Origin of the sequence: Streptomyces bicolor (assembly GCF_000719285.1) — a bacterium.
In the GTDB taxonomy this organism is placed as follows: domain Bacteria; phylum Actinomycetota; class Actinomycetes; order Streptomycetales; family Streptomycetaceae; genus Streptomyces; species Streptomyces bicolor.
Genome location: NZ_JOFS01000006.1, coordinates 149,873 through 172,678, shown reverse-complemented (window position 1 = coordinate 172,678; position 22,806 = coordinate 149,873). Strand labels below are relative to the sequence as shown.

General features: G+C 70.1%; 23 protein-coding genes and 1 tRNA gene. 10 read left to right on the top strand and 14 right to left on the bottom strand.

Annotation, left to right across the window (positions count from 1 at the left end):
- Nucleotides 1–10 precede the first annotated feature (10 nt).
- The gene (locus IF78_RS48330) at nucleotides 11–163 is read right to left on the bottom strand and encodes a hypothetical protein (protein ID WP_158751323.1); all 153 of its coding nucleotides are present in this window, start codon (nucleotides 161–163) and stop codon (nucleotides 11–13) included.
- An 837-nt stretch (nucleotides 164–1,000) separates the two neighbouring features.
- Between IF78_RS48330 and IF78_RS0109645 the strand changes: the two genes are divergently transcribed.
- On the top strand, nucleotides 1,001–1,291 hold the full coding sequence (locus IF78_RS0109645; protein ID WP_031482857.1) for a zinc-ribbon domain-containing protein: 291 nt from the start codon (nucleotides 1,001–1,003) through the stop codon (nucleotides 1,289–1,291).
- A 16-nt stretch (nucleotides 1,292–1,307) separates the two neighbouring features.
- Here IF78_RS0109645 and IF78_RS0109640 read toward each other — a convergent pair whose 3' ends face one another.
- Nucleotides 1,308–2,072, bottom strand: a complete 765-nt coding sequence (locus IF78_RS0109640; RefSeq protein ID WP_031482859.1) for a DUF2637 domain-containing protein — start codon at nucleotides 2,070–2,072, stop codon at nucleotides 1,308–1,310.
- 380 nt (nucleotides 2,073–2,452) lie between these two features.
- Between IF78_RS0109640 and IF78_RS0109635 the strand changes: the two genes are divergently transcribed.
- Nucleotides 2,453–2,896 carry a GNAT family N-acetyltransferase gene (locus IF78_RS0109635; RefSeq protein WP_031482861.1) on the top strand — a complete coding sequence of 148 codons (444 nt, stop codon included), beginning with the start codon at nucleotides 2,453–2,455 and terminating at the stop codon, nucleotides 2,894–2,896.
- A 13-nt stretch (nucleotides 2,897–2,909) separates the two neighbouring features.
- Here IF78_RS0109635 and IF78_RS0109630 read toward each other — a convergent pair whose 3' ends face one another.
- Nucleotides 2,910–3,704, bottom strand: coding sequence for an SAM-dependent methyltransferase (locus IF78_RS0109630; RefSeq protein ID WP_031482863.1), 795 nt, complete (start codon nucleotides 3,702–3,704; stop codon nucleotides 2,910–2,912).
- A 173-nt stretch (nucleotides 3,705–3,877) separates the two neighbouring features.
- Between IF78_RS0109630 and IF78_RS0109625 the strand changes: the two genes are divergently transcribed.
- The 3 genes from IF78_RS0109625 (at nucleotide 3,878) to IF78_RS0109610 (ending at nucleotide 8,249) form a co-directional block, all read left to right on the top strand.
- Complete coding sequence (locus IF78_RS0109625; RefSeq protein WP_051827627.1) at nucleotides 3,878–5,149, top strand: FG-GAP repeat domain-containing protein; 1,272 nt, start codon at nucleotides 3,878–3,880, stop codon at nucleotides 5,147–5,149.
- A 128-nt stretch (nucleotides 5,150–5,277) separates the two neighbouring features.
- Nucleotides 5,278–6,348, top strand: a complete 1,071-nt coding sequence (locus IF78_RS48840; RefSeq protein WP_031482866.1) for a hypothetical protein — start codon at nucleotides 5,278–5,280, stop codon at nucleotides 6,346–6,348.
- A gap of 551 nt (nucleotides 6,349–6,899) precedes the next feature.
- On the top strand, nucleotides 6,900–8,249 hold the full coding sequence (locus IF78_RS0109610; protein ID WP_031482869.1) for an FG-GAP and VCBS repeat-containing protein: 1,350 nt from the start codon (nucleotides 6,900–6,902) through the stop codon (nucleotides 8,247–8,249).
- Here IF78_RS0109610 and IF78_RS0109605 read toward each other — a convergent pair.
- Together IF78_RS0109605 and IF78_RS0109600 are read right to left on the bottom strand one after the other, a co-directional pair.
- Nucleotides 8,239–8,418 carry a DUF397 domain-containing protein gene (locus IF78_RS0109605; protein ID WP_031482870.1) on the bottom strand — a complete coding sequence of 60 codons (180 nt, stop codon included), beginning with the start codon at nucleotides 8,416–8,418 and terminating at the stop codon, nucleotides 8,239–8,241. The two genes, IF78_RS0109610 and IF78_RS0109605, sit on opposite strands and share 11 nt — an antisense overlap.
- 9 nt (nucleotides 8,419–8,427) lie before the next feature.
- Nucleotides 8,428–9,270: a helix-turn-helix domain-containing protein gene (locus IF78_RS0109600; RefSeq protein WP_031482872.1), complete on the bottom strand. Its 843-nt coding sequence runs from the start codon at nucleotides 9,268–9,270 to the stop codon at nucleotides 8,428–8,430.
- A gap of 197 nt (nucleotides 9,271–9,467) precedes the next feature.
- Between IF78_RS0109600 and IF78_RS0109595 the strand changes: the two genes are divergently transcribed.
- The 4 genes from IF78_RS0109595 to IF78_RS0109580 all read left to right on the top strand — a co-directional run bounded on the left by IF78_RS0109595 (nucleotide 9,468) and on the right by IF78_RS0109580 (nucleotide 14,199).
- Nucleotides 9,468–9,872, top strand: coding sequence for an ATP-binding protein (locus IF78_RS0109595; protein WP_031482875.1), 405 nt, complete (start codon nucleotides 9,468–9,470; stop codon nucleotides 9,870–9,872).
- Nucleotides 9,873–10,051: 179 nt separating this feature from the next.
- On the top strand, nucleotides 10,052–11,536 hold the full coding sequence (locus tag IF78_RS0109590; protein WP_031482877.1) for an FG-GAP and VCBS repeat-containing protein: 1,485 nt from the start codon (nucleotides 10,052–10,054) through the stop codon (nucleotides 11,534–11,536).
- Nucleotides 11,537–11,679: 143 nt separating this feature from the next.
- Nucleotides 11,680–13,113: an FG-GAP-like repeat-containing protein gene (locus tag IF78_RS50400; protein WP_031482879.1), complete on the top strand. Its 1,434-nt coding sequence runs from the start codon at nucleotides 11,680–11,682 to the stop codon at nucleotides 13,111–13,113.
- 48 nt (nucleotides 13,114–13,161) lie between these two features.
- Complete coding sequence (locus IF78_RS0109580) at nucleotides 13,162–14,199, top strand: Yip1 family protein (protein WP_078662364.1); 1,038 nt, start codon at nucleotides 13,162–13,164, stop codon at nucleotides 14,197–14,199.
- A gap of 75 nt (nucleotides 14,200–14,274) precedes the next feature.
- Here the strand turns inward: IF78_RS0109580 and IF78_RS0109575 are convergent, their stop codons facing one another.
- The 3 genes from IF78_RS0109575 to dcd form a co-directional block, all read right to left on the bottom strand.
- Nucleotides 14,275–14,790, bottom strand: coding sequence for a hypothetical protein (locus tag IF78_RS0109575; RefSeq protein ID WP_037640065.1), 516 nt, complete (start codon nucleotides 14,788–14,790; stop codon nucleotides 14,275–14,277).
- 102 nt (nucleotides 14,791–14,892) lie between these two features.
- The gene (locus IF78_RS0109570; RefSeq protein ID WP_031482885.1) at nucleotides 14,893–15,414 is read right to left on the bottom strand and encodes a phosphoribosyltransferase; all 522 of its coding nucleotides are present in this window, start codon (nucleotides 15,412–15,414) and stop codon (nucleotides 14,893–14,895) included.
- Between the two features lie 8 nt (nucleotides 15,415–15,422).
- On the bottom strand, nucleotides 15,423–15,998 hold the full coding sequence (gene dcd / locus IF78_RS0109565; protein ID WP_031482888.1) for a dCTP deaminase: 576 nt from the start codon (nucleotides 15,996–15,998) through the stop codon (nucleotides 15,423–15,425).
- Nucleotides 15,999–16,527: 529 nt separating this feature from the next.
- Here dcd and IF78_RS0109555 point away from each other — a divergent pair.
- Nucleotides 16,528–16,601 (top strand) — tRNA-Gly (locus IF78_RS0109555).
- Nucleotides 16,602–16,616: 15 nt separating this feature from the next.
- Here the strand turns inward: IF78_RS0109555 and IF78_RS0109550 are convergent.
- The 6 genes from IF78_RS0109550 to IF78_RS0109530 all read right to left on the bottom strand — a co-directional run bounded on the left by IF78_RS0109550 (nucleotide 16,617) and on the right by IF78_RS0109530 (nucleotide 22,538).
- Nucleotides 16,617–17,486 (bottom strand): alpha/beta hydrolase, encoded by an 870-nt coding sequence (locus IF78_RS0109550; RefSeq protein ID WP_031482890.1) that lies wholly within the window; start codon nucleotides 17,484–17,486, stop codon nucleotides 16,617–16,619.
- 53 nt (nucleotides 17,487–17,539) lie between these two features.
- Nucleotides 17,540–18,250, bottom strand: a complete 711-nt coding sequence (locus tag IF78_RS0109545; RefSeq protein ID WP_031482892.1) for an ABC transporter ATP-binding protein — start codon at nucleotides 18,248–18,250, stop codon at nucleotides 17,540–17,542.
- Nucleotides 18,247–19,083 (bottom strand): ABC transporter ATP-binding protein, encoded by an 837-nt coding sequence (locus IF78_RS0109540; protein WP_031482894.1) that lies wholly within the window; start codon nucleotides 19,081–19,083, stop codon nucleotides 18,247–18,249. The genes IF78_RS0109545 and IF78_RS0109540 overlap by 4 nt, the downstream gene beginning before the upstream one ends.
- Entirely contained in the window at nucleotides 19,080–20,759 is a 1,680-nt protein-coding gene (locus IF78_RS43460; RefSeq protein ID WP_234439836.1) for an ABC transporter permease subunit, read from the bottom strand. The genes IF78_RS0109540 and IF78_RS43460 overlap by 4 nt, the downstream gene beginning before the upstream one ends.
- Nucleotides 20,654–21,094, bottom strand: coding sequence for a hypothetical protein (locus IF78_RS49550; RefSeq protein WP_234439837.1), 441 nt, complete (start codon nucleotides 21,092–21,094; stop codon nucleotides 20,654–20,656). The genes IF78_RS43460 and IF78_RS49550 overlap by 106 nt, the downstream gene beginning before the upstream one ends.
- A gap of 130 nt (nucleotides 21,095–21,224) precedes the next feature.
- A complete protein-coding gene (locus tag IF78_RS0109530) occupies nucleotides 21,225–22,538 on the bottom strand; it encodes an ABC transporter substrate-binding protein (RefSeq protein ID WP_031482896.1) in 1,314 nt (437 codons plus the stop codon).
- Between the last annotated feature and the right edge of the window lie 268 nt (nucleotides 22,539–22,806).

The window sequence follows — 22,806 nt, the reverse complement described above, 5'->3', positions numbered from 1 at the left end:
CCGTCGTACGTCAGCCCAGGCTGCGGACCGAGGTGAAGACCTGGCCCAGCAGGACGAGCAGGAACGCGCCGAGGACCCAGAGCATCTGCGGGACGCTCGGGGTGTGCCCCAGCAGCAGGGGGCTCCAGCCCCACAGCAGTGCCCCGGCGAGCACGGCGCGCACGGTCTGGAGCGGGGCGGACCAGGCCAGTTCCTGGAGGTGTCGGCATCGGGTACGAGGGTGAACACCAGGCCCAGGACGGCGCCGATGAGCCCGATGACGACGAAGGCGATCACCGACGCGACGCCGAGTTCGTCGTCCTGGAAGGCACTCCAGCGATTGCCCGCGAGCGCGTGCAGGTCCCTGCCCTCGTTGGCGTAACCGCCGAGTTCCGGCGCGGACCGGGCCCACAGGACGTCGATCTCGGTCCCCTCGCGCGGCTCCTCGTGGGTGTACGCACCGCGCACGATGAGCCGTTCGGCACCGCCCGGCACGGAGACCATCAGCCGTGACGCGTACCCCTTCACGCCACCTTCGCCGTCGGACTCCTCACGGGTCGACTGCCGATCCACAACGGTCGCCGTACTGACCTCGACACCCGCCGAACGCAGGCGGTCGAGCCTCTCGCTCGCGCCGGCCGAGGTCAGCAGGGCGACGAAGAACACGGCGGAGCAGAACGTCACGAGGAGCCAGACGGCACCCGTGCGGAGCCTGACCCAGAGGTCGCCCGTGAACGCGTCGTCGCCGGGCTCGTCACGGAGCACCCACAGCCCCACCACCCGCACCACCGCACACCCCACGGCGACCGCGCCCCATACGAGCGGCCCGTGCCACGGCCGCACCATGGCGGTGGCCCCCAGCAGCCACACACAAGCGACCGCTGTCGCGATCCACCCCACCAGCGCGCACAGCCGTACGATCCACATCAGCGCAGAGCGCATGTGCCCTCCCCGAACGGGCGTCCCCAACGCCCACCCGGGGGAACTGTATGGCAGGAACTGATCGGAAAGGAGCTACGGCGTGATCATTTTCGGCACCAAGGGCTACCTCTACCAGCTCGCGATACTCACGCTGGTGTGCGGCCAGTGCGGCAACCCGTCCGCGCACACCCTCAGGAAGCGCGTCACGAAGTTCACGCTGTTCTTCGTGCCGCTGTTCCCGTTCTCCACGAAGTACGCGACGCAGTGCACCTTCTGCGGCGCCGAGCAGAAGGTCACCACGGAGCAGGCGGAGCAGTTGCAGGCGCAGGCCGCCGGCGGTCAGGGCGGACAGCAGTCCTACGGGCAGCCGCAGCAGCCGTACCGGTCCTGACCGGCTGCCCGGTCCGTCAGGACTTCGACTGCTTCGAACCGTTCACCGGGTCGGCGGCGTGCTTGGGGCCGGGCCGCGACGAGAACTGGCCGACAAGCTCGCGAAAGCAGATCAGGGCGGTGATCGGCGGAATTCCCACGACCACCATCGCGAGCAGGGAATGCGGTGACTGGCCGATGCAGAGGGCCACCGCCACACCGGAGGAGACCAGCATGACCGCCCAGGACCGCCGGGCGGTTCTGCGCTGAACCGATGCCCGCAGGATGGACAGTCCCGCTAACAGCCACGGCCCGTACACCGTCAGCGGCCACCATTCCGCCAGTTTCGGCGACACGACGAGCAGCGCGATGCTGCGAAGCTGATCGTACGAATACGAAATGGACCAGGTCAGCATCGTCACGGCGCACACCGTGATGGCCGCGACCAGAACCGCGACGGTGATGATCCTCGGATTTCCGCCGAGGATGTGAGCGCCTGCCTGGGGCCGCCGCCGATTGACCGGGCGGCGCGGGCGGGTGTCCCTCCCCCTGTCCCTGTCCAGCCGGGTGTCCCGGTCGAGCGGGCGGGCGTCTCTGTCCAGCAGACGTGTGCCGTCGTCCAGCAGGGGCGCAACCGGATCCAGATGCATACCGTGCGTCGTGTTCAGCATCTGGGCCAGCTCGGCGTCCGGATCCCATGCCTCCGACGTGATCGTCGGATCGGGAACCTGCCAGAATTGCTGCGTGTCGACCTGCTGCGTGTAATGAGGGTGATCGTCTAGCGCGTCATAGTCGGTCCTCATTTCTAGAACCTTTCCCCTTCCATCGACGCCCGGAGATATTCACTCTCCATCCGACCGATGGTTCTCAGGAAGTCCTCGAGCAGATCCGAGCAGTGCGTGACGCTTTCCCCAGTGGTCTGATCAGCTGCCTGCCGCGAGCGGAACGGACCACCCTCAACTGCATGTCTTTCCTGCCAAGTCACGCCCACCTAACGAGCGCCGGACAGCACAGGACATCTGGCATTCGGGGGAATATCCGTCAACGGTGATTATCTGGAATGACAATGACAATGCCCGTCCGGTGCAATTCTGAAGACATCGCGGATGTATTACTAGATCTTGTCGGGTGCGGTGCGTGCCCGGGCCGCGAGGGCGAGCGCGGGGCCGCTAGCGTACCGATCATGGCGGACTGGGAGATACGGCCCGCCTCGGCGTCGGACGTCGAGGCGGTGGCCGAGCTGCGCGCGGTCGTGCTGCGGGCGGACCTGGAACGGCTCGGGCGGTACGACGCCCAGCGGGTGCGGCAGCGGCTGCGGGACGGATTCGAGCCGGCGCACACCTGGCTGATCGAGGTGGGCGGCGCGTTCGCCGGCTGTGTGGCGCTGCGGCCGGACGGGGACGCGCACTGGCTGGAGCACTTCTACCTGGACCCGCGGCTGCAGGGCGGCGGTATCGGTTCGGGCGTGCTGCGCGGGCTGCTGGAGCGGTGTGACCGCGCCGGTGTCGTCGTCCGGTTGAACGTGCTGCAGGGCAGCCAGGCCCGACGGCTGTACGAGCGGCACGGGTTCACCGTCGAGACCGAGGACCGGGTGGACGTGTTCATGGTGCGTGTCCCTCGCGGCTGAGCCGCACAGCCGCTTACGGCTTGCGCGCCACGCCTCCGAAGTCGTCGACCTCCGCCGGCGCCTCGTCACCCGGCTCGCTGGGGCGCCACCGCGTGACGGACACGACACCGGGCTCCAGCAGCTCCAGCCCTTCGAAGAACCGGGCGAGTTCCTCCGGGCTGCGGTTGATCCGCGGGTTGTCGCTCGCCTCGTTCCACTGCTCGATCATCTCCCGCATCTGCCGCGGGTTGAGCACCTCGGTGTCGTCGCAGAGGACGAGGTGGCTGCCGGAGGGCAGGGCGTCCATCAGGCGGCCGACGATGTCGTAGACGGTGTCGTCGGTGATGTGGGCGGTGATCCCCAGCAGGATCAGCGCGACCGGCTGGGTGAAGTCCAGGGTCTTGGCGGCCTGTTCGAGGATGGCCTCGGGCTCGCGCAGGTCGGCGTCGATGTAGTCGGTGGCGCCCTCGGGCGAGCTGGTGAGCAGCGCCTCGGCGTGGGCCAGGACGACCGGGTCGTGGTCGACGTAGACGATCCGGGTCTCGGGGACGAGCCGCTGGGCGACCTCGTGGGTGTTGTTCGCGGTCGGCAGCCCGGTGCCGACGTCCAGGAACTGACGGATGCCGGCCTCGCGGACGAGGTACTCCACCGTCCGCACGAGGAACGCCCGCTGGGCCAGGGCGATGTCGAGGATCGCCGGGTTGCCGGCCGCGATCTGGTCGCCGACCTGCCGGTCTATCTCGTAGCAGTCCTTGCCGCCGAGCCAGTAGTTCCAGATCCGGGCGGAATGCGGCACGTTGCTGTTGATCAGCGGGCGTTCAACTGGCATGGGAGCTCCCCGAGTTGGCCGGATGTCACCGCATAACCTAGACCCGCGCCCACGCGATGCGTGCACGGGTCTGTCACCCCCTCTCGAACGCGTGCATGATTACCCGGTTGTTGCCCCTGGTGCTGACGAGGTGATCGGTGCGCACGCGAAGAGCCGGGACGTGTACGGCGGTCATGAGCGCGGCCCTCCTGCTGGCCGCGTCGGCCTGCGGCCCCACCCCGCACGACGGCGACACCGAGTCGGCCCGGCACACCCCGGTCCAGGCGGCCGACGCCCCCGCGCGGCTCCCCGTCCCCCGCGGCGAGGGCAGCGGGACCCCCGACGACTTCAACGGCGACGGCCAGCGCGACCTCGTCCTCAACGACCTGGTCAAGGCCCAGGCCCACGCCGACGACGCGGGCATCGGCGTCGTCTACGGCAGCGACCGCGGACTGACGCCCGGCGCACGGCAGTTGCTCAGCCCGCGGCGGCAGGCGGCTCCGACGAAGGGGCAGCTCCCTGCCGTCTTCGACGCGGAGGAGACCTGCGACCTGGACGGCGACGGCTTCACGGACCTGGTCGTCTCCACCGACCCGCCCTACGACGGCCAGGGCCGGCCCCCGGTCCCCCTCCAGCTCCTCTTCGGCTCCCCGAACGGCCTCACCGGCAAGGCGGTCAAGCTCACCTTCCCCGCCGCCGCCCGCGTCGGCAACGACTGGCCCGACCAGCCGGTGTGCGGCGACTTCGACGGCGACGACGCCCAGGACCTGGTCGTCCACGCGTCGGGCGGCCGACTGAGCTTCCTGCGGGGCCCGTTCACCCGTGAGGGCACCCCGCGCACCGCGGGCGCGCCGGTCCCGGCTCCCGGCAACGTCCCCACGGGCCCGTCCGCCGACGTCAACGGCGACGGATACGACGACCTGGTGATCCGTACGACGGAAGGCGCCGGCCCCTCGTCCCTCGTCCTCGGCGGCCCCACCGGCCCCACCCGCACGGGCGCCACCCTCCCCTCCGGCATCGACGTCGCCCTCGGCGCCTTCGGCAAGGGCAGGGCCGCCCTGGACGCGGCGATCGGCACCCTCGACGGAACGTCCCTGCGCTACGACCTCCCGACCACCGCCACCCGCGCCACCCTCGACGTCCCCGGCTCCATGCTCGACGCCGCCGACTTCGACGGCGACGGCCTCGCCGAACTCGTCTCCAGCGGCTCGCGGTTGCGCGTCTTCCCAGGCCGTAAGGCAGGCCTCGCGACGAGGGGCGTGGTGACGGTCGAGCCGCCGGCACAGGGCACCACGCGCGTCGTGACCGTCGGCGACTTCGACGGGGACGGGCGGGCGGATCTGGTGGTGCGAGCGTACGTCGGCGAGACGAAGGACACGGTGGCCGTGTATCCGGGGGTGGAGGAGGGGCTGGTGGCGGCGGAGCCGTCGGTGACGTTCTCCACCTCGGCGTTCCTGGCGCCGTAGGGGATCAGTTCGGGATCTGTTCGGGACCTGTTCGGGATCCGCCTGCGATCCGCTTGGGACGCGTCACGTGGAACCGCGAAGGGGCCGGGCACGCTCTGCCTTGTAGGCCCAAAAATGCGGGGGGTGTCGTGAGGCAGGTGCTGTACAGCGAGCAGTCGAGGAATCCGCTGGCCCGGACCGTGGAGTTGACCGCGGACTGGCTGCGCAACGGCGGCAGGACCATGCCGTTGAGTGAGCTGAACCTCGGCGCCATGGCGGAGGCGTTCCAGCGCGGGTGCTGGCTCGGAGGCGGCGGGGCGGAGCGCCCGCTGCACCGGCTGGCGCACGGGACCGGGGTCGTTCCCCTGACCCGCATCACCGGCACCACCACACTGGTACGGGTGCGGCGGGCGGCTGAGTTCGCCCACCGGCTGGGGGAATTGGCCGTATGGCGGTGTGGTGGGCCCGACCAGGTGGCGGCCCTGGCAGCCCGAGCCTGGGCCGAGGGCGTACCGCTGTGGATCGCCCGGCGGTTCGCGCCGGGACCCGCCGGGCCGATCGCTGTTGCGGTGGACCGGCGCCTGGTACGCGTGGACGTCTGGGGGCCGCACGCTCCCGTCGTACGGATCCGAGCGCCGTACGGCTTCCGCCGCGACGCCCCCGACCCTTCCAAGGGCCTGTGTCTGACGATCGGCGACGTCACGGCGGAGCTCGCACTCTGGAAGAAGGTGCGCAGGTCGAAGAGTTACGTCGAGGTACGGCTCCCCGGGCAGCACTGGGTGCTGCGGCGGGAGAACGCGGTGAGCTCGCGGCTGCTGCGCAACGGATACCCCGTCGCCCTGCTGGGACGGCCCCCGCGCCGACCGGCGCTCGAGCCGGGCGCGGTACTGCTGCCGCTGTCCCCTGTGCGGTACGAGAGCCCCGACCCGCTGGATGCCGTCATGGCGCAGACCTTCGCAGTCGCCTTCGCGCTCGGGGACACGACGGGCTGGGCACGGTTCCGGTCGGAGCGGCGCCCGTTCAACGGGGGTGAGCCGTTCGCCCTCGACGACGGCTGGGACCGCCCCTGGTACAGCAACCTCGGCAACAGCGGCGCCGACAACGAGCCCGGTGGCGGCAGCGACGGCTGGGGCGGGGGCGACAGCGGTGGGGGCGGCGGCGACAGCGGGGGTGGGGGCGGAGACGGTGGTGGCGGTGGAGGTGGTGGCGGCGGCGACTGAGCGGCCGCGCCGCTAGGCGGCCCTTGTTCACCGTCGGCCCAGCGACAGCGCCTCCACGCCGAAGAAGACGGCCCGCCTCAGCCGCCTCAACATTGTCCCGAACTGACGTACAACCCTTACGCCCCTCCGAGCGTCTCCTGATCGCCGAACCACCGGTGAAGCCGTGGACAACTCCCAGCGAACACCGGTGGAGCGGCACCCACCGACTGCGGTTGCCCCGCCAGGCATCCCCGCATGCAGCAGGAGACCCCGCATGCACACGCACCACCCTCTGCGCCTCGCCCTCGCGACGGCGACCACCGCCGCGCTGACGGGCGGTCTGCTCACCTTCACGGCGGCCACGCCCGCGACGGCCGCGACCGGGCAGTACGCGGCCGACTTCAACGGGGACGGCTACAAGGACGCCGTCGCCGCGGCCACCCCAGGCCCGGGTCGGCGGGATGTGGTGGGCGGGTGCCGTCGGCATCGCGTACGGCTCGTCGAGCGGCGTCGGCGACGACCCCCGACTCGGCATGATCACGGCCGGCTAGACCCAAGGAGCCCACTCCCCCATGCACAGACACACCTCGGCGGCCCTGGCCGCCGCCCTCCTCACCGCGGGCCTGACCCCGCTCGCCCTGAGCACGCCGGCGTCCGCCGCGGTCGCCAAGCACTACGACGACTTCAACGGTGACGGCTACCGGGACGTGGCGTACCGCGGTTACAACCGGGTGAACCACGACGGTGGCGCCGTCACCGTCGTCTACGGCAAGTCCGGCGGCCTCGACACCTCCCGCACCCAGGTCATCGACCAGGACAGTGCCGACGTCCCCGGGTCCGGCGAAGAGGACGACAACTTCGGCGAGAGCATCGCCAGTGCCGACCTCAACAAGGACGGCTACGCGGACCTGATCGTCGGCAACCCCACGGAACACGTGGGCAGCGACGAGTACCGCGGCACGGTCACCATCCTGTGGGGCTCGTCGAGCGGCCTCAAGGGCGGCACCACCCTCGCCCCGAGGGGCAGCGCGACCGGGGCGAACTCGCACTTCGGCCGCGACCTCGCCACCGGCGACTTCAACGGTGACGGCTCGCCCGACCTCGCGGTCATCGGCGGCCTGGAGGCCTGGCTGTACCGCGGCGGCTTCACCAGGTCGGGCACCACCGGCAGCGTCAGCAAGATCGACAAGGAGGGCCAGGGCTGGTACTCGAACGGCCTCGCCGCCGGCAGGGTCAACGGCGACGGCAAGACCGACCTGGTGGTGCTCGGCACGCAGTTCATCGACAACACGCCGACCCCCCGCATCTGGTTCCTCAAGGGTGCCTCGGGCGGCCTGACGTCGGGCGCCTCCAAGACGTACATCAGCGATCCCTGGACCGCGGCGATCGGCGACTTCAACAAGGACGGCTACGGCGACATCGCCGTCGGCCTGCCCGACAACAACAGCGGCAAGGGCATCGTCAGCGTCTGGCGCGGCGCGTCCTCGGGCCCGAGCGGCTCGATGACGTACAACCAGGCCAGCTCCGGCGTCTCCGGCAGCCCCGAGACGGACGACAACTTCGGCTACGCCGTCTCGGCCGGCGACACCAACGGCGACGGCTACGCGGACCTGGTGGTCGGCGTGCCGCACGAGGACGTGAACGGCCTGGAAGACCAGGGCGGCGTCCACGTGTTCCGCGGCGGCTCCGGCGGCCTGGACGGTGCGCGGTCCTCATGGATCCCGCAGACGGTTCAGGGCCCGGCCGACTCGAACGTGGGCTTCGGCTACACCCTCCGCCTGCGCGACGTGACGGGCGACGGCAAGGCGGACCTGGGCATCGGCGCGGCGAACGTCAGCGTGTTGCTGCGCGGCTCGAGCGAGGGGCCGACGGCGAGTGGGCTGACGGAACTGCCGGAGATGGGCGGGGCGTTCAGCGACTGAGATGGCGTATGAGGGCGGCGAGTCCGGTGGCGGTGGTGGTGATCATCGTGCCGGGCTCGTCGCTTTCGCGGAGGAGGAGGGTTTCCTGAGTGGCGGCGACCTCCACACAGTTCGCTGCGTCGCCGCCACTGGAGAACGACGACTTCTGCCAGTCGATGCCGTGTGACATGTCGGTACCTCACATGCTCTGTGCGATTCGGTGGATCAACTCCCGTGACTCTACGACCCCCATCGCGGCCCCCTCCATCTTGCGAAGTACCTCGCGATAACGGGCCAGCTGAGCCTCTGCATCCAAGAAAGCACTGCCGTGCTGGCTGTCCAGCACCACGGTGTCCAACTGCGCCACCGGGCCGCCCGCGTAGGCGGCAGGGTCGACCACACCGCCGAAGCCGTCAGCGTCGAAGGGCACCACGCGGATGCCGACCTGGGGAAGCTCGGACCGCTCCAGGAGCTGCAACAACTGTTCCCGAGCCACCTTCCTGTCAGCCACCCTGATCCGCAGCGCCGCCTCATGGATCAGCGCCTCGTAGCGCAGTCCCGTCAGGACCCCCTGTCGGCGAAGCCGGAACCGGACGCGCGTCTCCAACTCCTCGCCCGAGAGCCTCGGAACCGACCCGGCGAAGATCGCTCGCACCTGGTCCTCGGTCTGAAGCAGGCCCGGGATGTGCACGCTCTCGAAGTTCCTCAAATACCGGGCGTGATACTCCAGTTCAGCCAGGTCCAGGTAGCCGGACGGCACACGGCCCCGATACTCCTCCCACCATCCGCGCACCCGCTCGGTCGCCATGGCCACCAGCGCGTCGACAAGAGCGTCGTCATCACAGGCGTACTGACTGGCCAAATGCCGTACGCGCTCCGCACTCACGCCGACCCGGCCGGCCTCCGTGCTGGACAACTTGCTCTCGGCGATGCCCGCGGCCTTCGCAGCCACCCGAAGGGTCAGACCAGCCCGTTCCCGCAGCTTGCGCAGTTCGGCACCGAGCCGTTCCTGACGTGCCGTGATCACAGCCCTGGATGCCATAAGCCCCTTCTTCCCCGGGAGTTGAGGGCGTCAGTATCCCAGTTCCGATTGACGGAGGGAAAGCTTTACCTCTACCGTCAGTGACGCACCGACCACTCACCGGAGCGGAAGAGCATCACCGCGCCCTGCCCACAGCCCACCGCGCGGTCGACGGAGCCACCGCCCCCAACCCCACACCCCACAAACCGGGAGCCCCCATGCCCTCTTCCTGGGAGTACACCCTCTACATCCCCCACGACCCCCGAGCCGTAGCCATCTCCCGCCGCACCCTCTCCGACATCCTCACCACCCACCACCTCCCCACCCTCGTCGAACCCGCCCGACTCCTCGCCTCCGAACTCCTCACCAACGCCCTCCGCCACACCACCGGCCCCGCCGCCCTGAAGCTCCGCCACTCCGGCCCCTCCTTCCGCCTCGGCGCCTGGGACACGGACCCCACACCACCCACCGAAACCCTGTCGGCATCGGACGACGACGAGACCGGCCGCGGCCTCCACCTCGTCCACGCCTACGCCGACGACTGGGGCTGGTTCCAGGTCAACGGCCCCAGCGGCGGCCACGGCAAGTACGTATGGTGCGAAATCGGCGCCACCCCCGAATAGCCCCTGGCGCCTCAAGAATTCCCCGAACTCACGTACAACCCTGACGCCCCACCGCGAGTCTCCTGATCGCCAACCGCACGTGAACCCGAGGACAACTCCCGGCCAACACGGACGGACAACGGCACCCCCAACGACTGCGATGCCCCGCAGGGCATCCCGCATGCAGCAGGAGAACCCGCATGCACAAGCACCACCTGCGACTCGCCCTCGCGACGGCCACCGCGGCCGCGCTGACGGGCGGGCTGCTCACGCTCACCGCGTCCACCGCGACCGCCGCCGACTCCGCCCACGTCCCGGTCGCCGACTTCAACGGCGACGGCATCGGTGACGTCGTCGCCTCGGCGCACGGCGCCTACGTGAGCGGACGCGAAGCCGCCGGTCAGGTCGTCGTGCTGTACGGCACCGCCACCGGCGTGTCGTCCGCCAAGCGCAAGACGATCAGCCAGAACACCACCGGCACCCCGGGCACCGCCGAGACGGGCGACGGCTTCGGCGGCGAGACGGCGTACGCCGACTTCAACGGCGACGGATACGACGACCTCGCCGTCTCCTCCCCCTGGGAGAAGGTCGGCACCGACACCAACGGCGGCGGCGTCGCCATCCTGTGGGGCTCGGCGAGCGGCCTCACCGGCACCGGCGTCACCGTCGCGGACCCCGCCCCCTCCTCGCACGACTACTGGGGCAAGGACCTCGCCGCCGGCGACTTCGACGGCGACGGCAAGGCGGATCTGGCCGTCGGCAACTCCTCCAGCACCATCCACGTCTTCAAGGGCGGCTTCAACGCCTCCGGCACCGCCGGCGGCCGCTACACCATCAAGCCGCCCATCGTGAACGGCTCCAACGACTTCCCGTACGGCCCGCTGAGCCTCACCGCCGGCGACGTCAACGGCGACAACCGCACCGACCTGATCGTCGACGGGTACGAGAACCAGACCGACTACGGCTGGAACACCAACTACTACGTGCCCGGCACCGCGAGCGGCCTCAGCGCCTCCTCCGCCCAGGCCCTCAAGCCCGGCATCATCACCGCCGTCGGCGACATCAACGGCGACGGCTACGGCGACATCGTCAGCGGCGCCGGCTGGGACGGCACCACCACCGACGGCACGCCCATCCCGGACGCGGCCAACGGCGGCAAGGTGAACATCACCTACGGCTCCGCCTCGGGCCCCGCCGCCACCACCGGCATCACCCAGAACACCGGCAACGTCCCCGGCAGCTCGGAGAAGGGCGACGGCTTCGGCTGGGAGCTGGACCTCGGCGACATCAACGCCGACGGCTACCAGGACCTGGTCGTCGCGTCCCCGAACGAGGACATCGGCGGCGTCAGCAACACCGGCCAGGTCACCGTCCTGTACGGCTCCGCGAACGGCATCGACACCGCGTCCGGCATCCAGGGCCTCGCCCAGAGCACCTCGGGCGTCCCCGGCAACGACGAGACCAACGACCTCTTCGGCGCCGACGTCAAGCTCGACGACGTCACCGGCGACGGCAAGGCCGACCTCGTCATCGGCTCGTACGAGAACGCCGGCAACGGCGGCCTGACCTACCTGCCCTCCAACGGCACGAAGATCACCACGTCCGGCTCCCGCTCCGTCGCCCCGAGCGACTCGGGCGTCTCGACGACCGGATCCCCGCAGTTCGGCGCGGTCTTCGCGGACTGAGCGAACCGAACAGCCAGGCAGACCGCACAGTCGGCCGTACGGCGCTGACGTCGTCGTACGGCCGACTGCCCGACCGCCCCACCCCGCCGCCGGGCCCGCCCGTCCCCACGGGCCCGGCCCCCGCCTCCCAGGAGAGACCGACCTTGCGCAAGCGCACCCTCCTCCTCGCCGCCACCCTCACCACGGGCCTGCTGTCCGCCCTGCCCGCCACCACCGCCTCCGCCGCGCCCTCGGGCCTGGCCGGCGACTTCAACGGCGACGGCTACCGCGACGTCGCCATCGCCGCACCCCTCGCCAAGATCGCCGGGAAGAGCAACGCCGGCTACGTCGCCGTCGTCTACGGCACCGCGAGCGGCCTGGACACCGGCAAGCGGCAGATCATCAGCCAGGACACCAGCGGCATCCCCGGCGTCCCGGAGTCGTCCGACAACTTCGGTGAGCGCCTGACCACCGGCGACCTGGACGGCGACGGCTACTCGGACCTGGTCGTGGGCGTGCCCGGCGAGCAGATCGGCTCGACCGACGACTCCGGCGCGCTGACGGTGATCTGGGGCGGCTCGACCGGCCTGAAGACCGCCACCGACATCTCCTCGCCGCTGCCCGAGAACCGCAACGCGCTCGGCTGGTCCGTCGCCACCGGCGACTTCGACGGCGACGGCGACACCGACCTGGCCGCGACGAACCTCGCCTTCCCCGAACTGAACGTCTTCAAGGGCCCGTTCACCCGCACCGGCGCCGCGACGGAGCTCGTCGGCATCGACACGATGGAGCAGACCGGCATCAACGCCGACAAGCTCGTCGCCGGCGACGTCACCGGTGACGGCAAGAGCGACCTGCTGGTCATGGGCCAGGAAGAGATCACCGACGGCTACCGCACCCGCAGCGTCCTCTACAAGGGCTCGGCCTCCGGCCTGACGGCCGGCAGCAAGGTCGCGGGCGGCTACGACGCGGTCATCGCCGACGTCGACAAGGACGGCTACGGCGACATCGTCACCGGCAACTTCATGGAGAAGTCCACGGACGAGCCGAACGGTGGCCTCGGCGGCGCGGTCACGGTGACCTACGGCGCCGCGGGCGGGCTGAGCACCCGCACCCCGGTCCGGATCACCCAGGACACGGCGGGCGTCCCGGGCGCGTCGGAGAAGAACGACGCCTTCGGCTGGAGCCTCTCGGCCGGCGACACCAACGGCGACGGCTACACCGACATCGCGGTCGGCGTCGCGAACGAGGACCTGAGCGGGAAGGCGGACGCCGGTTCGGTCGTGGTCCTGCGCGGCTCGGCCTCGGGTCTGACCGGCAGCGGCTCCAAGTCGTTCTCCCAGGACACCAGCGGCGTGCCGGGCACCGCCGAGTCGTACGACTACTACGGCCACTCCGTCTTCCTGACCGACGCGAACAAGGACGGCCGCGCGGAGCTGATCTCCGGCGCCCGGGGCGAGAACGCCGGCGCGGGCTCCGTCTGGGTCCTGCGCGGCACCTCCACCGGCATCACGGCCACCGGCGCGAAGTCCTTCAGCAGCACGACGCTGGGCGGCCCGTCGGGCCTCGCGTACTTCGGCGACGTACTGACCGGCTGACACCGGCGGCGTACGGCCCTAAGGGGTCAGGGCCTCTCCCCCTAAGGGATGTCACAGCTCGGCAGCAAAGCCGGGCCCGAACCGCTGGGCCCGGCACGCGGATCTCCGGGACCAGGTACGTTCGAAGACGTGGCTGGATTCAGGATCGGACGGGGCAGCCGGAACAACGGCACCCCGCAGACGCGCCCCCAACAACCTCCGTACGGGCAGCAGGCGCCCCAGGGACCGTCGGGCGGCTATCCCCCGCCGCCGCAGCCGCCGTACGGCGGCTCGGGCGGCGGCGGTGGCGGCTGGCCGCAGGCCAACGGCGGAGGCGGCTACGGCGGTTACGGCGCCGGAAGCCACGGCCGTCACGGGGGCCACGGCGGTCATGGCGAGCCGGAGTACTTCGGCGACGGCGACTACCCGCACGGCCCGGGCGGCGCCGCCCCGGACCCGTACGCGGCGAACAACCCGGGCCACACCCAGGCGTTCTCGGTCGACGAGGACCCCTACAGCCAGGGCCAGACCTACCAGGCCGGTGCCGCGCCGGCCGGCCCGGTCGGCCCCCGCCTGCACTGGAAGGCCCTGCTGCGGGGCATCGTGACCTCCCCCTCCCAGACCTTCCTCCAGATGCGGGACTACACGATGTGGGGCCCCGCCCTGATCGTGACGTTCCTCTACGGCCTCCTGGCCGTCTTCGGCTTCGACACCGCCCGGGAGGACGCGATAAACGCGACCCTCTCCAACGCGGTCCCGATCGTCCTGACCACCGCCGTGGCCATCGTCCTGTCGTCCTTCGTGCTGGGCGTGGTCACCCACACCCTCGCCCGCCAGCTGGGCGGCGACGGCGCCTGGCAGCCCACGGTCGGCCTCTCCATGCTGATCATGTCCCTCACGGACGCCCCCCGCCTGATCTTCGCGATGTTCGCCGGCGGCGACGCGACGTTCGTCCAGGCGCTGGGCTGGGCGACCTGGGTGGCGGCAGGCGCCCTGTTCACCCTGATGGTCTCGAAGTCCCACGACCTGCCGTGGCCGAAGGCACTGGGCGCGAGCGCGATCCAACTGATCGCGCTGCTGTCGATCGTGAAGCTGGGCACGTTCTAGAGCACATGGGTACGTGAGAGGGCCCCCGGCGTTGCACGCCGGGGGCCCTGTTCATGGCGCCGCCGGGCCCACGCGTCACGGTGTGGCCGGATACCGGTACTGGCCGACCTCAGGATCCGGCGGACCGTCCATACCCAGATCCCTGCGCATGGCCTCCCGGAGATGAGCGTTCTCCCGCCAGAGGTCGGCCCGGATCCGGGCGTAGGAGTCGCCTCTGACGTCGGGTTCTTCGATGAGCCCGTCTCTCATCCGCGTCAGCGCGTCGCACGCTCCGACCGCCAGCCGAATGATCTCGGCCGAAGCGGTGAGTGACAGGCTCTGCCTCAGCCGCCAGATGCCCGAGCCGTCCAGAGCCTGATGAAGGTCGGCGTAGAGTCGATCACCGGTCGAGCCGCCAGGCTGGAGGACAACCGTCCGCATGTCCGAGTGCCCTCGGCTCAGCGCCATCAGGAAGTCGGAGTACACGGCCCTGCGCGTCTGAGCCGCTTCCCTCTGCTGGTCACGACGCCAGCGGATGCGCTCGGCGATCAGAGCGGAACTCACACCGACCACGGCACCGGCCAGGGTGCTCACCGGGGATATCCAGTCCACCGGGATGTGCTACCCAGGCGACCGATATCCGCTAACACCCGCAGGCTGCGCGCCCGGGAACGCTTGCCGGAATACCTGCCAGAACGTCTTCCAGAACGCCTGCTAGAGCGCTTCCCTGTTCGGCTTGGCCACTTCCCCGGACCGGTGTACCGGAGGCAACACACTCCACGGGAAGTTGATCCAGTCATCGGTGCGCTTCCACACGTACTCGCACTTCACGAGCGAGTGGGACTTCTCGTAGATCACGGCGGACCGCACCTCGGCGACATGATCGAGGCAGAAGTCATGGACGAGCTTGAGCGTCTTGCCGGTGTCGGCGACGTCGTCGGCGATCAGCACCTTCTTGTTGGTGAAGTCGATCGCGTTGGGGACGGGGGCGAGCATGACGGGCATCTCAAGCGTCGTCCCCACACCCGTGTAGAACTCGACGTTCACCAGATGAAGGTTCTTGCAGTCGAGGGCGTAGGCGAGCCCACCGGCGACGAAGACCCCGCCGCGGGCGATGCTGAGCACGATGTCCGGCTGGTACCCGTCGTCCGCGATGGTCTGCGCGAGCTCGCGGACGGCGGCGCCGAACTGCTCGTAGGTGAGGTTCTCGCGTACTTGCCCGTCCTTGTCGGTCATCCCGCCACTCACACCTGGGTCCGATGGAAGTTCTGGAAGGACCGGGAGGCGGTGGGTCCGCGCTGCCCCTGGTACCGGGATCCGTACCGCTCGCTGCCGTACGGGAACTCGGCGGGCGAGGAGAGCCGGAACAGGCACAGCTGGCCGATCTTCATGCCGGGCCAGAGCTTGATGGGGAGGGTCGCGAGGTTGGACAGCTCAAGGGTGACGTGCCCGCTGAACCCCGGGTCGATGAACCCGGCGGTGGAGTGGGTGACGAGCCCGAGCCGGCCGAGGGAGGACTTCCCCTCGAGCCGGGACGCGAGATCATCGGGAAGCGTGATGACCTCGTAGGTAGAGGCGAGCACGAACTCCCCGGGATGCAGGATGAACGGCTCATCGCCCTCGGGCTCGACGAGCCGCGTGAGGTCCGCCTGCTCGATGGCGGGGTCGATGTGCGGGTACCGGTGGTTCTCGAACACCCGGAAGTACCGGTCCAGCCGCACATCGACGCTCGACGGCTGCACCATGGATTCGTCAAAGGGATCGATCCGTACCCGCCCGGCGTCGATCTCGGCCCGGATGTCCTTGTCTGAGAGAAGCACGCCCCGAGGATACGCAAGGCGCGCGGAACGACCACAATCGTGACCGCCCGCGCGCCCGGCGCTGCCCTGCTGTCGCTACTTCCGCTAGCGCTTCTCCAGCTGCACCGGCACCACACTGCGGAGCCGGGCACACCGGGGACACCGGACGAGCCGGCCGGGGCCGAGGCGCTCGGCCTGCTGCATCGGGAACGAAGCGGTGCTGAACACGTGCCCATCGGCACAACGGACGACGGTGCGCTCCATCAAGTCCTTTGAGTCCCTTCCCCAAGAGCCGCGTCTGGCTGCTGCCTGCCTGACGACGAGAGGCCACATTACGGGATCAAAGGGACGGCCCTCCAGGCGGCACTCCGACCCCGCCCGGCCCCTCTCCCACCCCTCCACCGTACGCCCCAACTCCGGCCCCCCGCACGCGTATCCCACCCCTGAAACGCACTCAGGCCCAGGGCTTCAGCGCCCGGGGCCGGAGATGAGGTACAGTGACGAAGCGATCGGACACCGCCTCCGGATCTTCCCGAAGCGAGCGTCTTACGCGGGTGTAGTTTAATGGTAGAACATCAGCTTCCCAAGCTGAGAGCGCGAGTTCGATTCTCGTCACCCGCTCCATGATGAAACCCCAGGTCAGCGGCCTGGGGTTTGTTTGATGTGCGCGAGTATCCGCTCCAGCCAGGCCAGCAGGTCGCCCTCGACTTCGGTGCGGTTGGTCTCGTTGAACAGCTCGTGCCGCGCTTCGGGGTAGACGCGGTAGGTGATGTCGGTGAGGCCGGCCTGCCGGTAGCGGTCGACGAGCAGGTCACTCAGCGTGAGCCCGGCGTTGAGCGGGTCCCGGTCGCCGACCAGGACGTGGACAGGCAGCTGTGCCGGGATGCCCCGGGGCTGCGCGAGTGCTGTCGAGGCGGCGGCGACCTGCCGCATTCCCTCGGCGTCGAGGCTGGAGCCGCAGAGCGGGTCCGCGAGGTAGGCGTCGACGGCTTCGGGATCACGGCTGAGCCAGTCGAACGGCGTCCGAGCAGGCTCGAAGCCTTTGTTGAGGGCGATGAGCGGGTCCCCGGTGTCGGCCGCCTGGTTGGCGAGCATCGCGTCGACCGCGGTGGTACCGGCCAGAGCCAGGGCGTCGATCAGGTGGGAGTGGTGCAGTGCGTACTGCTGCGCGGCGAAGGAGCCGAGGCTGTGACCGAGCAGCACCAGGGGCAGACCGGGGTGCCGCTCCCGGATGGTCTCGGAGAGTGTCACCAGATCGCCGACGAGGCTGTTCCAGCCGTCCTCGCCGAGATGGCCGGGTGCGGCGTGCCTGCTAAGCCCGTGTCCCCGGTGGTCGCCTGCGTACACGGCGAAGCCCCGGGCCGTCAGCGCCTCGGCGAGCGCGGCGTATCGGCCGGCGTGTTCGCCCATGCCGTGCGCGATCTGCACCACGCCGCGCGGCGGTCCGGCGGGCTGCCACTCGTGCACGTGGATGCGTACGCCGTCCTTGCCGCTGTCGAAAGTGAACATGATTCTCCTGGGAAAGGGTGAGTGGAGAGGCGTGGTCCGTGCCGGTAAGGCGGTCAGGAACTTGCGCCCAGGTAACCGGCCACGATCCGGGACCGGTCCGCTCTCAGTTCCCGGGCCGTGGCCTGCACGGTGAGTTCGCCGTGGGAGAGGACGCAGCCTCGGTCGGCGACTTCCAGGGCGAGGCCGACGTGCTGCTCGACGAGCAGCACCCCGCAGCCGGAATCGTCGGCGAAGCGCCGGACGACGGGCAGCAGTTCCTCGACGATGACCGGGGCGAGGCCGAGACTGAGTTCGTCGAGCAGCAGCAGTTTGGGACGGCGGGCCAGGGCGCGTCCGAGAGCGAGCATCTGCTGTTCTCCGCCGGACAGGAGTCCGGCCTTGCGGTCCCGCAGGCGGGTCAGGACCGGGAAGTAGGCGTACGCCGCCTCCTCGTCGAGCCGTTCCCCCCGGTGTCGCAGCCGCAGGTGTTCCGCCACGGTCAGTGAGGAGAAGATGCCCCTGCCTTCCGGGACGTGGGCGATGCCCCGTCGCGCGCGGGCCGCCGCCGGCACCTGGTCCAGGGGTGTTCCGGTGAAGGTGATGGTGCCGGTGGAGGGACGCAGCAGCCCGGAGACGGCCTTGAGGGTGGTGGTCTTGCCCGCCCCGTTGGCGCCCAGCAGGGCGACCACCTCGCCTGCGCCGACGGTGATGTCGAGGTCGCGGACTACGGGGGCTCCGTCGTAGCCGGCCGTGAGTCCGGCCACTTCCAGTACGGGTGTGCTCATGCTGTCTCCGGTGCGCTGCTGGGGACCCCGGGCCGGCCGGTGGTGAGGGAGGAAGGAGTGCCGCCGTCGGGTACGGGTGCGTCGGCGGGTTGGACGGCGGACGCGCCGAGATAGGCGGTGATGACGGCGAGGTCGTCGCGGACCCGGCTCGGGGGTCCCAACGCGATCACCTTGCCGAACTCCAGGACGACCAGGTGGTCGCAGATGCCCATCACCAGGCCCATGTCGTGGTCGATGAGGAGCAGTGCCGTACCGGCGTCGGCGACGGCGCGCAGGCGGCGGCCGAGTTCGGCGCTCTCCGTGGTGTCCAGGCCGGCGGCGGGCTCGTCGAGGCAGATGATGCGGGGGCGGGCGGCCAGCGCCCTGGCCACGCCGACGAGTTTGCGCTGTCCTTGGGACAGCTCGGCCGGGGATGCGTCGGCGAAATCCTGCAGGCCCAGAGTGGTGAGGGCGTCGGCGACGGCCGAGGGCGGCGGTGTGCGGCGGCCGAAGGTCTCGCCGAACGCCCTGACCCAGGTCGGTTGTTCCGCCGTCACGCGCAGGTTCTCCGTCACCGTGAGGTCTTCGAAGAGCTCGCTGCTCTGGAAGGTGCGGGCGAGCCCTCGGCGGGCCCGGGCATGCGCCGGCATGCCGGTCAGGTCCTCGCCGTCCAGTTCCACCCGGCCCCGGGCGCCGACCAGTCCGCTGACCGCGTCCACGAAGGTGGTCTTGCCCGCGCCGTTGGGGCCGATCAGTCCCACCAGTTGGCCTTCGGCGACATCCAGGTTGACGTCGCTGAGTGCGTGGACGCCGCCGTAACTGACGCCCAGCGAACGGACCTTGAACATGCTCATCGTGCGACCTCCGCGGGGGTGGGCGCCGTTTCGGCTCCGGCGGTGTCCGGCGTGGCGTTTTCGGCGCGGGTCTGGGCGGCCTTCGCCGCGCGGGCGGCTTGCTTGGCCTTCTTGCGACGGTGGTTGGCGCCCGCGATGCCGTCCGGGTTCGCGATCAGCGTCACGATCAGGGAGACGCCGGCGAAGAGCAGAGCCCAGCTCCCCTTGATGCCGAACCACTTGTCCAGGGCGTGCGGGATGAGTGCCTCGGTGGACATCAGGCCGGCGATGACGGCTCCGGAGACCATCGTGATGCCGCCGATGTAGGCGAAGCCGATGAGGCCGAGTGCGGCCAGCGCGGTGAACCGGACCGCGCTGACGGAGCCGAAGTTGTAGCCGTACAGGGTCCCCGCGGCGCTGGCGATGAAGGAACTGATGGCGAACGCCGCGATCTTCACTCCCCGCACGTTGACGCCTGCCGCCGCGGCCGCGCGCTCGTTGGAGCGGACGGCGAGCATGCGCCGCCCCAGCCCGGTGCGCCTGAGGTTGGCCACGTACAGCCCCAGGGCGGCGGCGACGGACAGGACGAGGAAGCCGAAGAGAGGGCTGGGTTCGTTGCCGTCCAGGCCGCGGAAGGCCGCCCCCGGACCGAGGTTCACCCCGAACAGGCGGGGAGGGGGCACGGTCACTCCGGCGGTGCCGCCGAAGGAGGTGTTGGTGAACAGGGCCTGTTCCATCGCGAGCGCGGCGGCCAGCGTGACGACGGCCAGGCTCACGCCGTGGACCCGCAGCGCGGAGATGCCGGCCGCCACGCCGAGCAAGGTGGCCAGGAGGGTCGCGCCGAGGACGTTGAAGGGAAAGGGGATGTGCAGTCCGGTCGCCAGGTGGGACAGGACGAAACCGGCGGTGCCGGAGAGCGCGAGCTGCATCACGGAGATCTGTCCCACGTAGCCGGTGATGACGACGTACGAGAGGACGATGATCGCGCCGATCAGCGAGTTCGTCAGCGCCTGGCGGAAGTCGAACGGCAGCACGATCAGGGCGAGGGCGGCGGCGGCCGTGGCCAGGACGGCCGGTCGGAGCAGTCGGTCCGGCAGCGGTACGGCGGGCAGCCGCTGCTCGACGACTTCGCCGCGGCGCGGCAGGCCCGCTCCCTTCACGTAGAGCGCGATGATCATCAGGATGAAGATCAGCAGCTGCTGGAGTCCGGGCATGGCGTTGCCGTTGTCGGTCGGGAACCAGCTCTGGGTGGACAGGTAGTAGACGACCGACTGCATGACGCCGATGAGGATGCCGGCGGAGCAGGCGATCCACAGTGAGGTGAATCCGGCGAAGAGAGCCGCCGCCAGGGCCGGGACCACCTGCAGCGGGAGCGTGACGGAGTCGACCTGGACGATGGGTGCGGCCAGAACCCCGAGCAGCCCCGCGATCAGCGCGGACAGCAGGGTGTTGGCGAGGGAGACGCTGTTGGGCGACAGGCCGGCCAGCAGGGCCGCCTGTTCGTTCTCCGAGGCGGCGCGGGTGGCGAGCCCGAACCGGGTCCACCGGTACAGGGCACCGAGGGCGAGCGCGACGGCGATCACCAGCCCGGTCAGGATGAAACGGTCGACGGGCGTGGTGACGCCCAGGACGGTGACGGCGTTCGAGGGCAGGATGCTGGGGGCCTGCTGGGGCTGGGTTCCGAACACCAGCAGCACGTGGCCTGCAGGGTGAGCAGAATGCCGAGTGACGCCGCGAGCTTGGCCAGGGGTGAGACCGCACGCAGGGGCTTGAACACCGCTGCTTCGGTGAGCACACCGACCGCGAGCGCCGCCATCAGCGCCCCCGCCATGGCGGCGGCGGTCGGCAGTGAGAAGCCGAAGAAGCCGGTGCTCAGGGCCCAGAAGACGTAACCGGCGACCATCGCGACAGCGCCGGTCGACAGGTTGATGATGCCCGAGCCCCGGTAGGTCGCCACGACGCCGAGTGCGATGCCGGCGATCAGTGCCCCCTGGCCCAGGCCGAGCACGGCGAAGAGCAGGATCTGTTCCATTTCTTACTCCTGGAGCGCCGTGTTCCTGAGGCCATAGGAAGGCCGTAGGGGAGCCGTCGGGCCTCGGGAACACGGCACGGGAAGGTCTGTCGCGGGCCGGACGCGACCCGGGCGGACGGTGGGACGGGGGTCACCGGGGCGGGCGGAGCCAGTCGGTCAGCGGCTGGAAGGCGCCCTTGCCCTTGTACTGGTAGAACCGCGCCTGGTCGTTGCAGACCGCGGGGGCGTCCGGGTACTTGGCGCACTTGACCTCGGCGGCGCCCATGACGACCGGCCCGGTGAACTTCTTCAGCTGCGCGGCGACGGCCGCCGGGGTGATCTTGTCGGCTCCCACGGCGTTGAGCGCCTTGGCGTACGTCAGGATCGTGCTCCAGCCCAGTGGTGCGAAGACCTGGGACGCGGTGGCCTTGTCGAGCCCCGCCTGGCCGGATGCCGTCAGGAACGCCTTGGAGTCGGCGGCCGAGGTGTCGGTCGGCAGCGTCTGGGCGACGCCGTACGTCCACGTGGGCAGGTCACCGCCCAGGCCCTTGGCCACGTCCGGTGACATGCACAGGGGCGTGGACACCACGGGCTTGTCGATGCCGAGTTGCTTGAGTGCCTTGGCGACTCCGACACACCCGGAGCCGACCGTGATGGGCACGATGACGTCGGCGGAGTTGGCGCCGGCCGCGGTGACCGGGCCGATCAGGTCCGTGGCCTGCGCGTCGAAGCCGACCGACTTGACGGTGAGGCCGGCGGCCTTGAGTCCCTTGACCGCCGCGCTTGAAGCGATCTTGTCGCCGGGGGTGTTCGTGTGGATGACCGCCGCCGTCTTCGCCTTGAGGACGTCACGCGAGTACGTGCCCCAGGTGCCGAAGATGTGCGGCAGGTCGCCGAAGGTGCTGTAGGTGTTCTTCGCCGTGGGCAGGGTGGGACCCGTCGCCACGCCGACCAGAACCGGCTTCCTGCCCGCCACCACGGAGTTGAAGGAGGCGTCGCCCAGGTACAGATTGCCGAGGCCGATGGCGGAGACGGCCTTGTCGCCGAGCAGTTGCTGGCCGCACTTCTGCCCCTCCTCCTCGGCGGAGACCACCGTGCAGACGTTCAGCGCGAGCGGGTGGCCGCCGATTCCGCCGAGCTTCTCGTTGACGTACCGAACGGCTGCCTTGGCGCCCAGGGTCGCCTCCGGGCTGCCGCCGGGGCCGCCCTCGACGTTCACCCAGCCGAGAGTGACCGGGGACAAGCCGGAGTCGGCCTTGCCCGCCTTGCCTCCCACGTAACTCTGATAGTCGGTCACCACGGCGGCCGACGGGCGGGTGTCCGCGGCGGCCGATGAGTCGGCTGCGGCAGCGCCGGCCGAGGCAGAGCCTGGGCTCTGCGCGCCACTGCAGGCGGTGAGGCCCAGGACGGGCGCCATGAGGGAGGCGATCAGGCCCAGTCCTCGGACACGCGGATGGGTAGGCATACGAAACCTCCGTGAGCGGAGCGAAGGGAAGTCATGCCGAGGGCATGCGCAACAGGGGGTTGAACGGCCGGCCGGGGACCTGGAGCGCACGGGGTGGCCAGCGCGAAGGGCGGCTCGGAGCACCCGGAAAGGCCTGGTCAAACGGCCTTCCCGAGGTTTCGTAACTTTCTTACGAACCGGGAATCTAGGTGTAGGCTTACCCCCTGTCAACGCCTTGGTTCACTTTGATTTAACGATCAAGCAGTTCGATTTAACGATCAGACAGGGG

Excerpts from the sequence above, each read along its gene's own strand:
- IF78_RS0109640 (WP_031482859.1), bottom strand. The coding sequence starts at position 2,072 with ATGAGGACCGACTATGACGCGCTAGACGATCACCCTCATTACACGCAG.
- IF78_RS0109635 (WP_031482861.1), top strand. The coding sequence starts at position 2,453 with ATGGCGGACTGGGAGATACGGCCCGCCTCGGCGTCGGACGTCGAGGCG.
- IF78_RS0109630 (WP_031482863.1), bottom strand. The coding sequence starts at position 3,704 with ATGCCAGTTGAACGCCCGCTGATCAACAGCAACGTGCCGCATTCCGCC.
- IF78_RS0109625 (WP_051827627.1), top strand. The coding sequence starts at position 3,878 with ATGAGCGCGGCCCTCCTGCTGGCCGCGTCGGCCTGCGGCCCCACCCCG.
- IF78_RS0109610 (WP_031482869.1), top strand. The coding sequence starts at position 6,900 with ATGCACAGACACACCTCGGCGGCCCTGGCCGCCGCCCTCCTCACCGCG.
- IF78_RS0109605 (WP_031482870.1), bottom strand. The coding sequence starts at position 8,418 with ATGTCACACGGCATCGACTGGCAGAAGTCGTCGTTCTCCAGTGGCGGC.
- IF78_RS0109600 (WP_031482872.1), bottom strand. The coding sequence starts at position 9,270 with ATGGCATCCAGGGCTGTGATCACGGCACGTCAGGAACGGCTCGGTGCC.
- IF78_RS0109595 (WP_031482875.1), top strand. The coding sequence starts at position 9,468 with ATGCCCTCTTCCTGGGAGTACACCCTCTACATCCCCCACGACCCCCGA.
- IF78_RS0109590 (WP_031482877.1), top strand. The coding sequence starts at position 10,052 with ATGCACAAGCACCACCTGCGACTCGCCCTCGCGACGGCCACCGCGGCC.
- IF78_RS0109580 (WP_078662364.1), top strand. The coding sequence starts at position 13,162 with ATGTCACAGCTCGGCAGCAAAGCCGGGCCCGAACCGCTGGGCCCGGCA.
- IF78_RS0109570 (WP_031482885.1), bottom strand. The coding sequence starts at position 15,414 with ATGACCGACAAGGACGGGCAAGTACGCGAGAACCTCACCTACGAGCAG.
- IF78_RS0109550 (WP_031482890.1), bottom strand. The coding sequence starts at position 17,486 with ATGTTCACTTTCGACAGCGGCAAGGACGGCGTACGCATCCACGTGCAC.
- IF78_RS0109545 (WP_031482892.1), bottom strand. The coding sequence starts at position 18,250 with ATGAGCACACCCGTACTGGAAGTGGCCGGACTCACGGCCGGCTACGAC.
- IF78_RS0109540 (WP_031482894.1), bottom strand. The coding sequence starts at position 19,083 with ATGAGCATGTTCAAGGTCCGTTCGCTGGGCGTCAGTTACGGCGGCGTC.
- IF78_RS49550 (WP_234439837.1), bottom strand. The coding sequence starts at position 21,094 with ATGGAACAGATCCTGCTCTTCGCCGTGCTCGGCCTGGGCCAGGGGGCA.
- IF78_RS0109530 (WP_031482896.1), bottom strand. The coding sequence starts at position 22,538 with ATGCCTACCCATCCGCGTGTCCGAGGACTGGGCCTGATCGCCTCCCTC.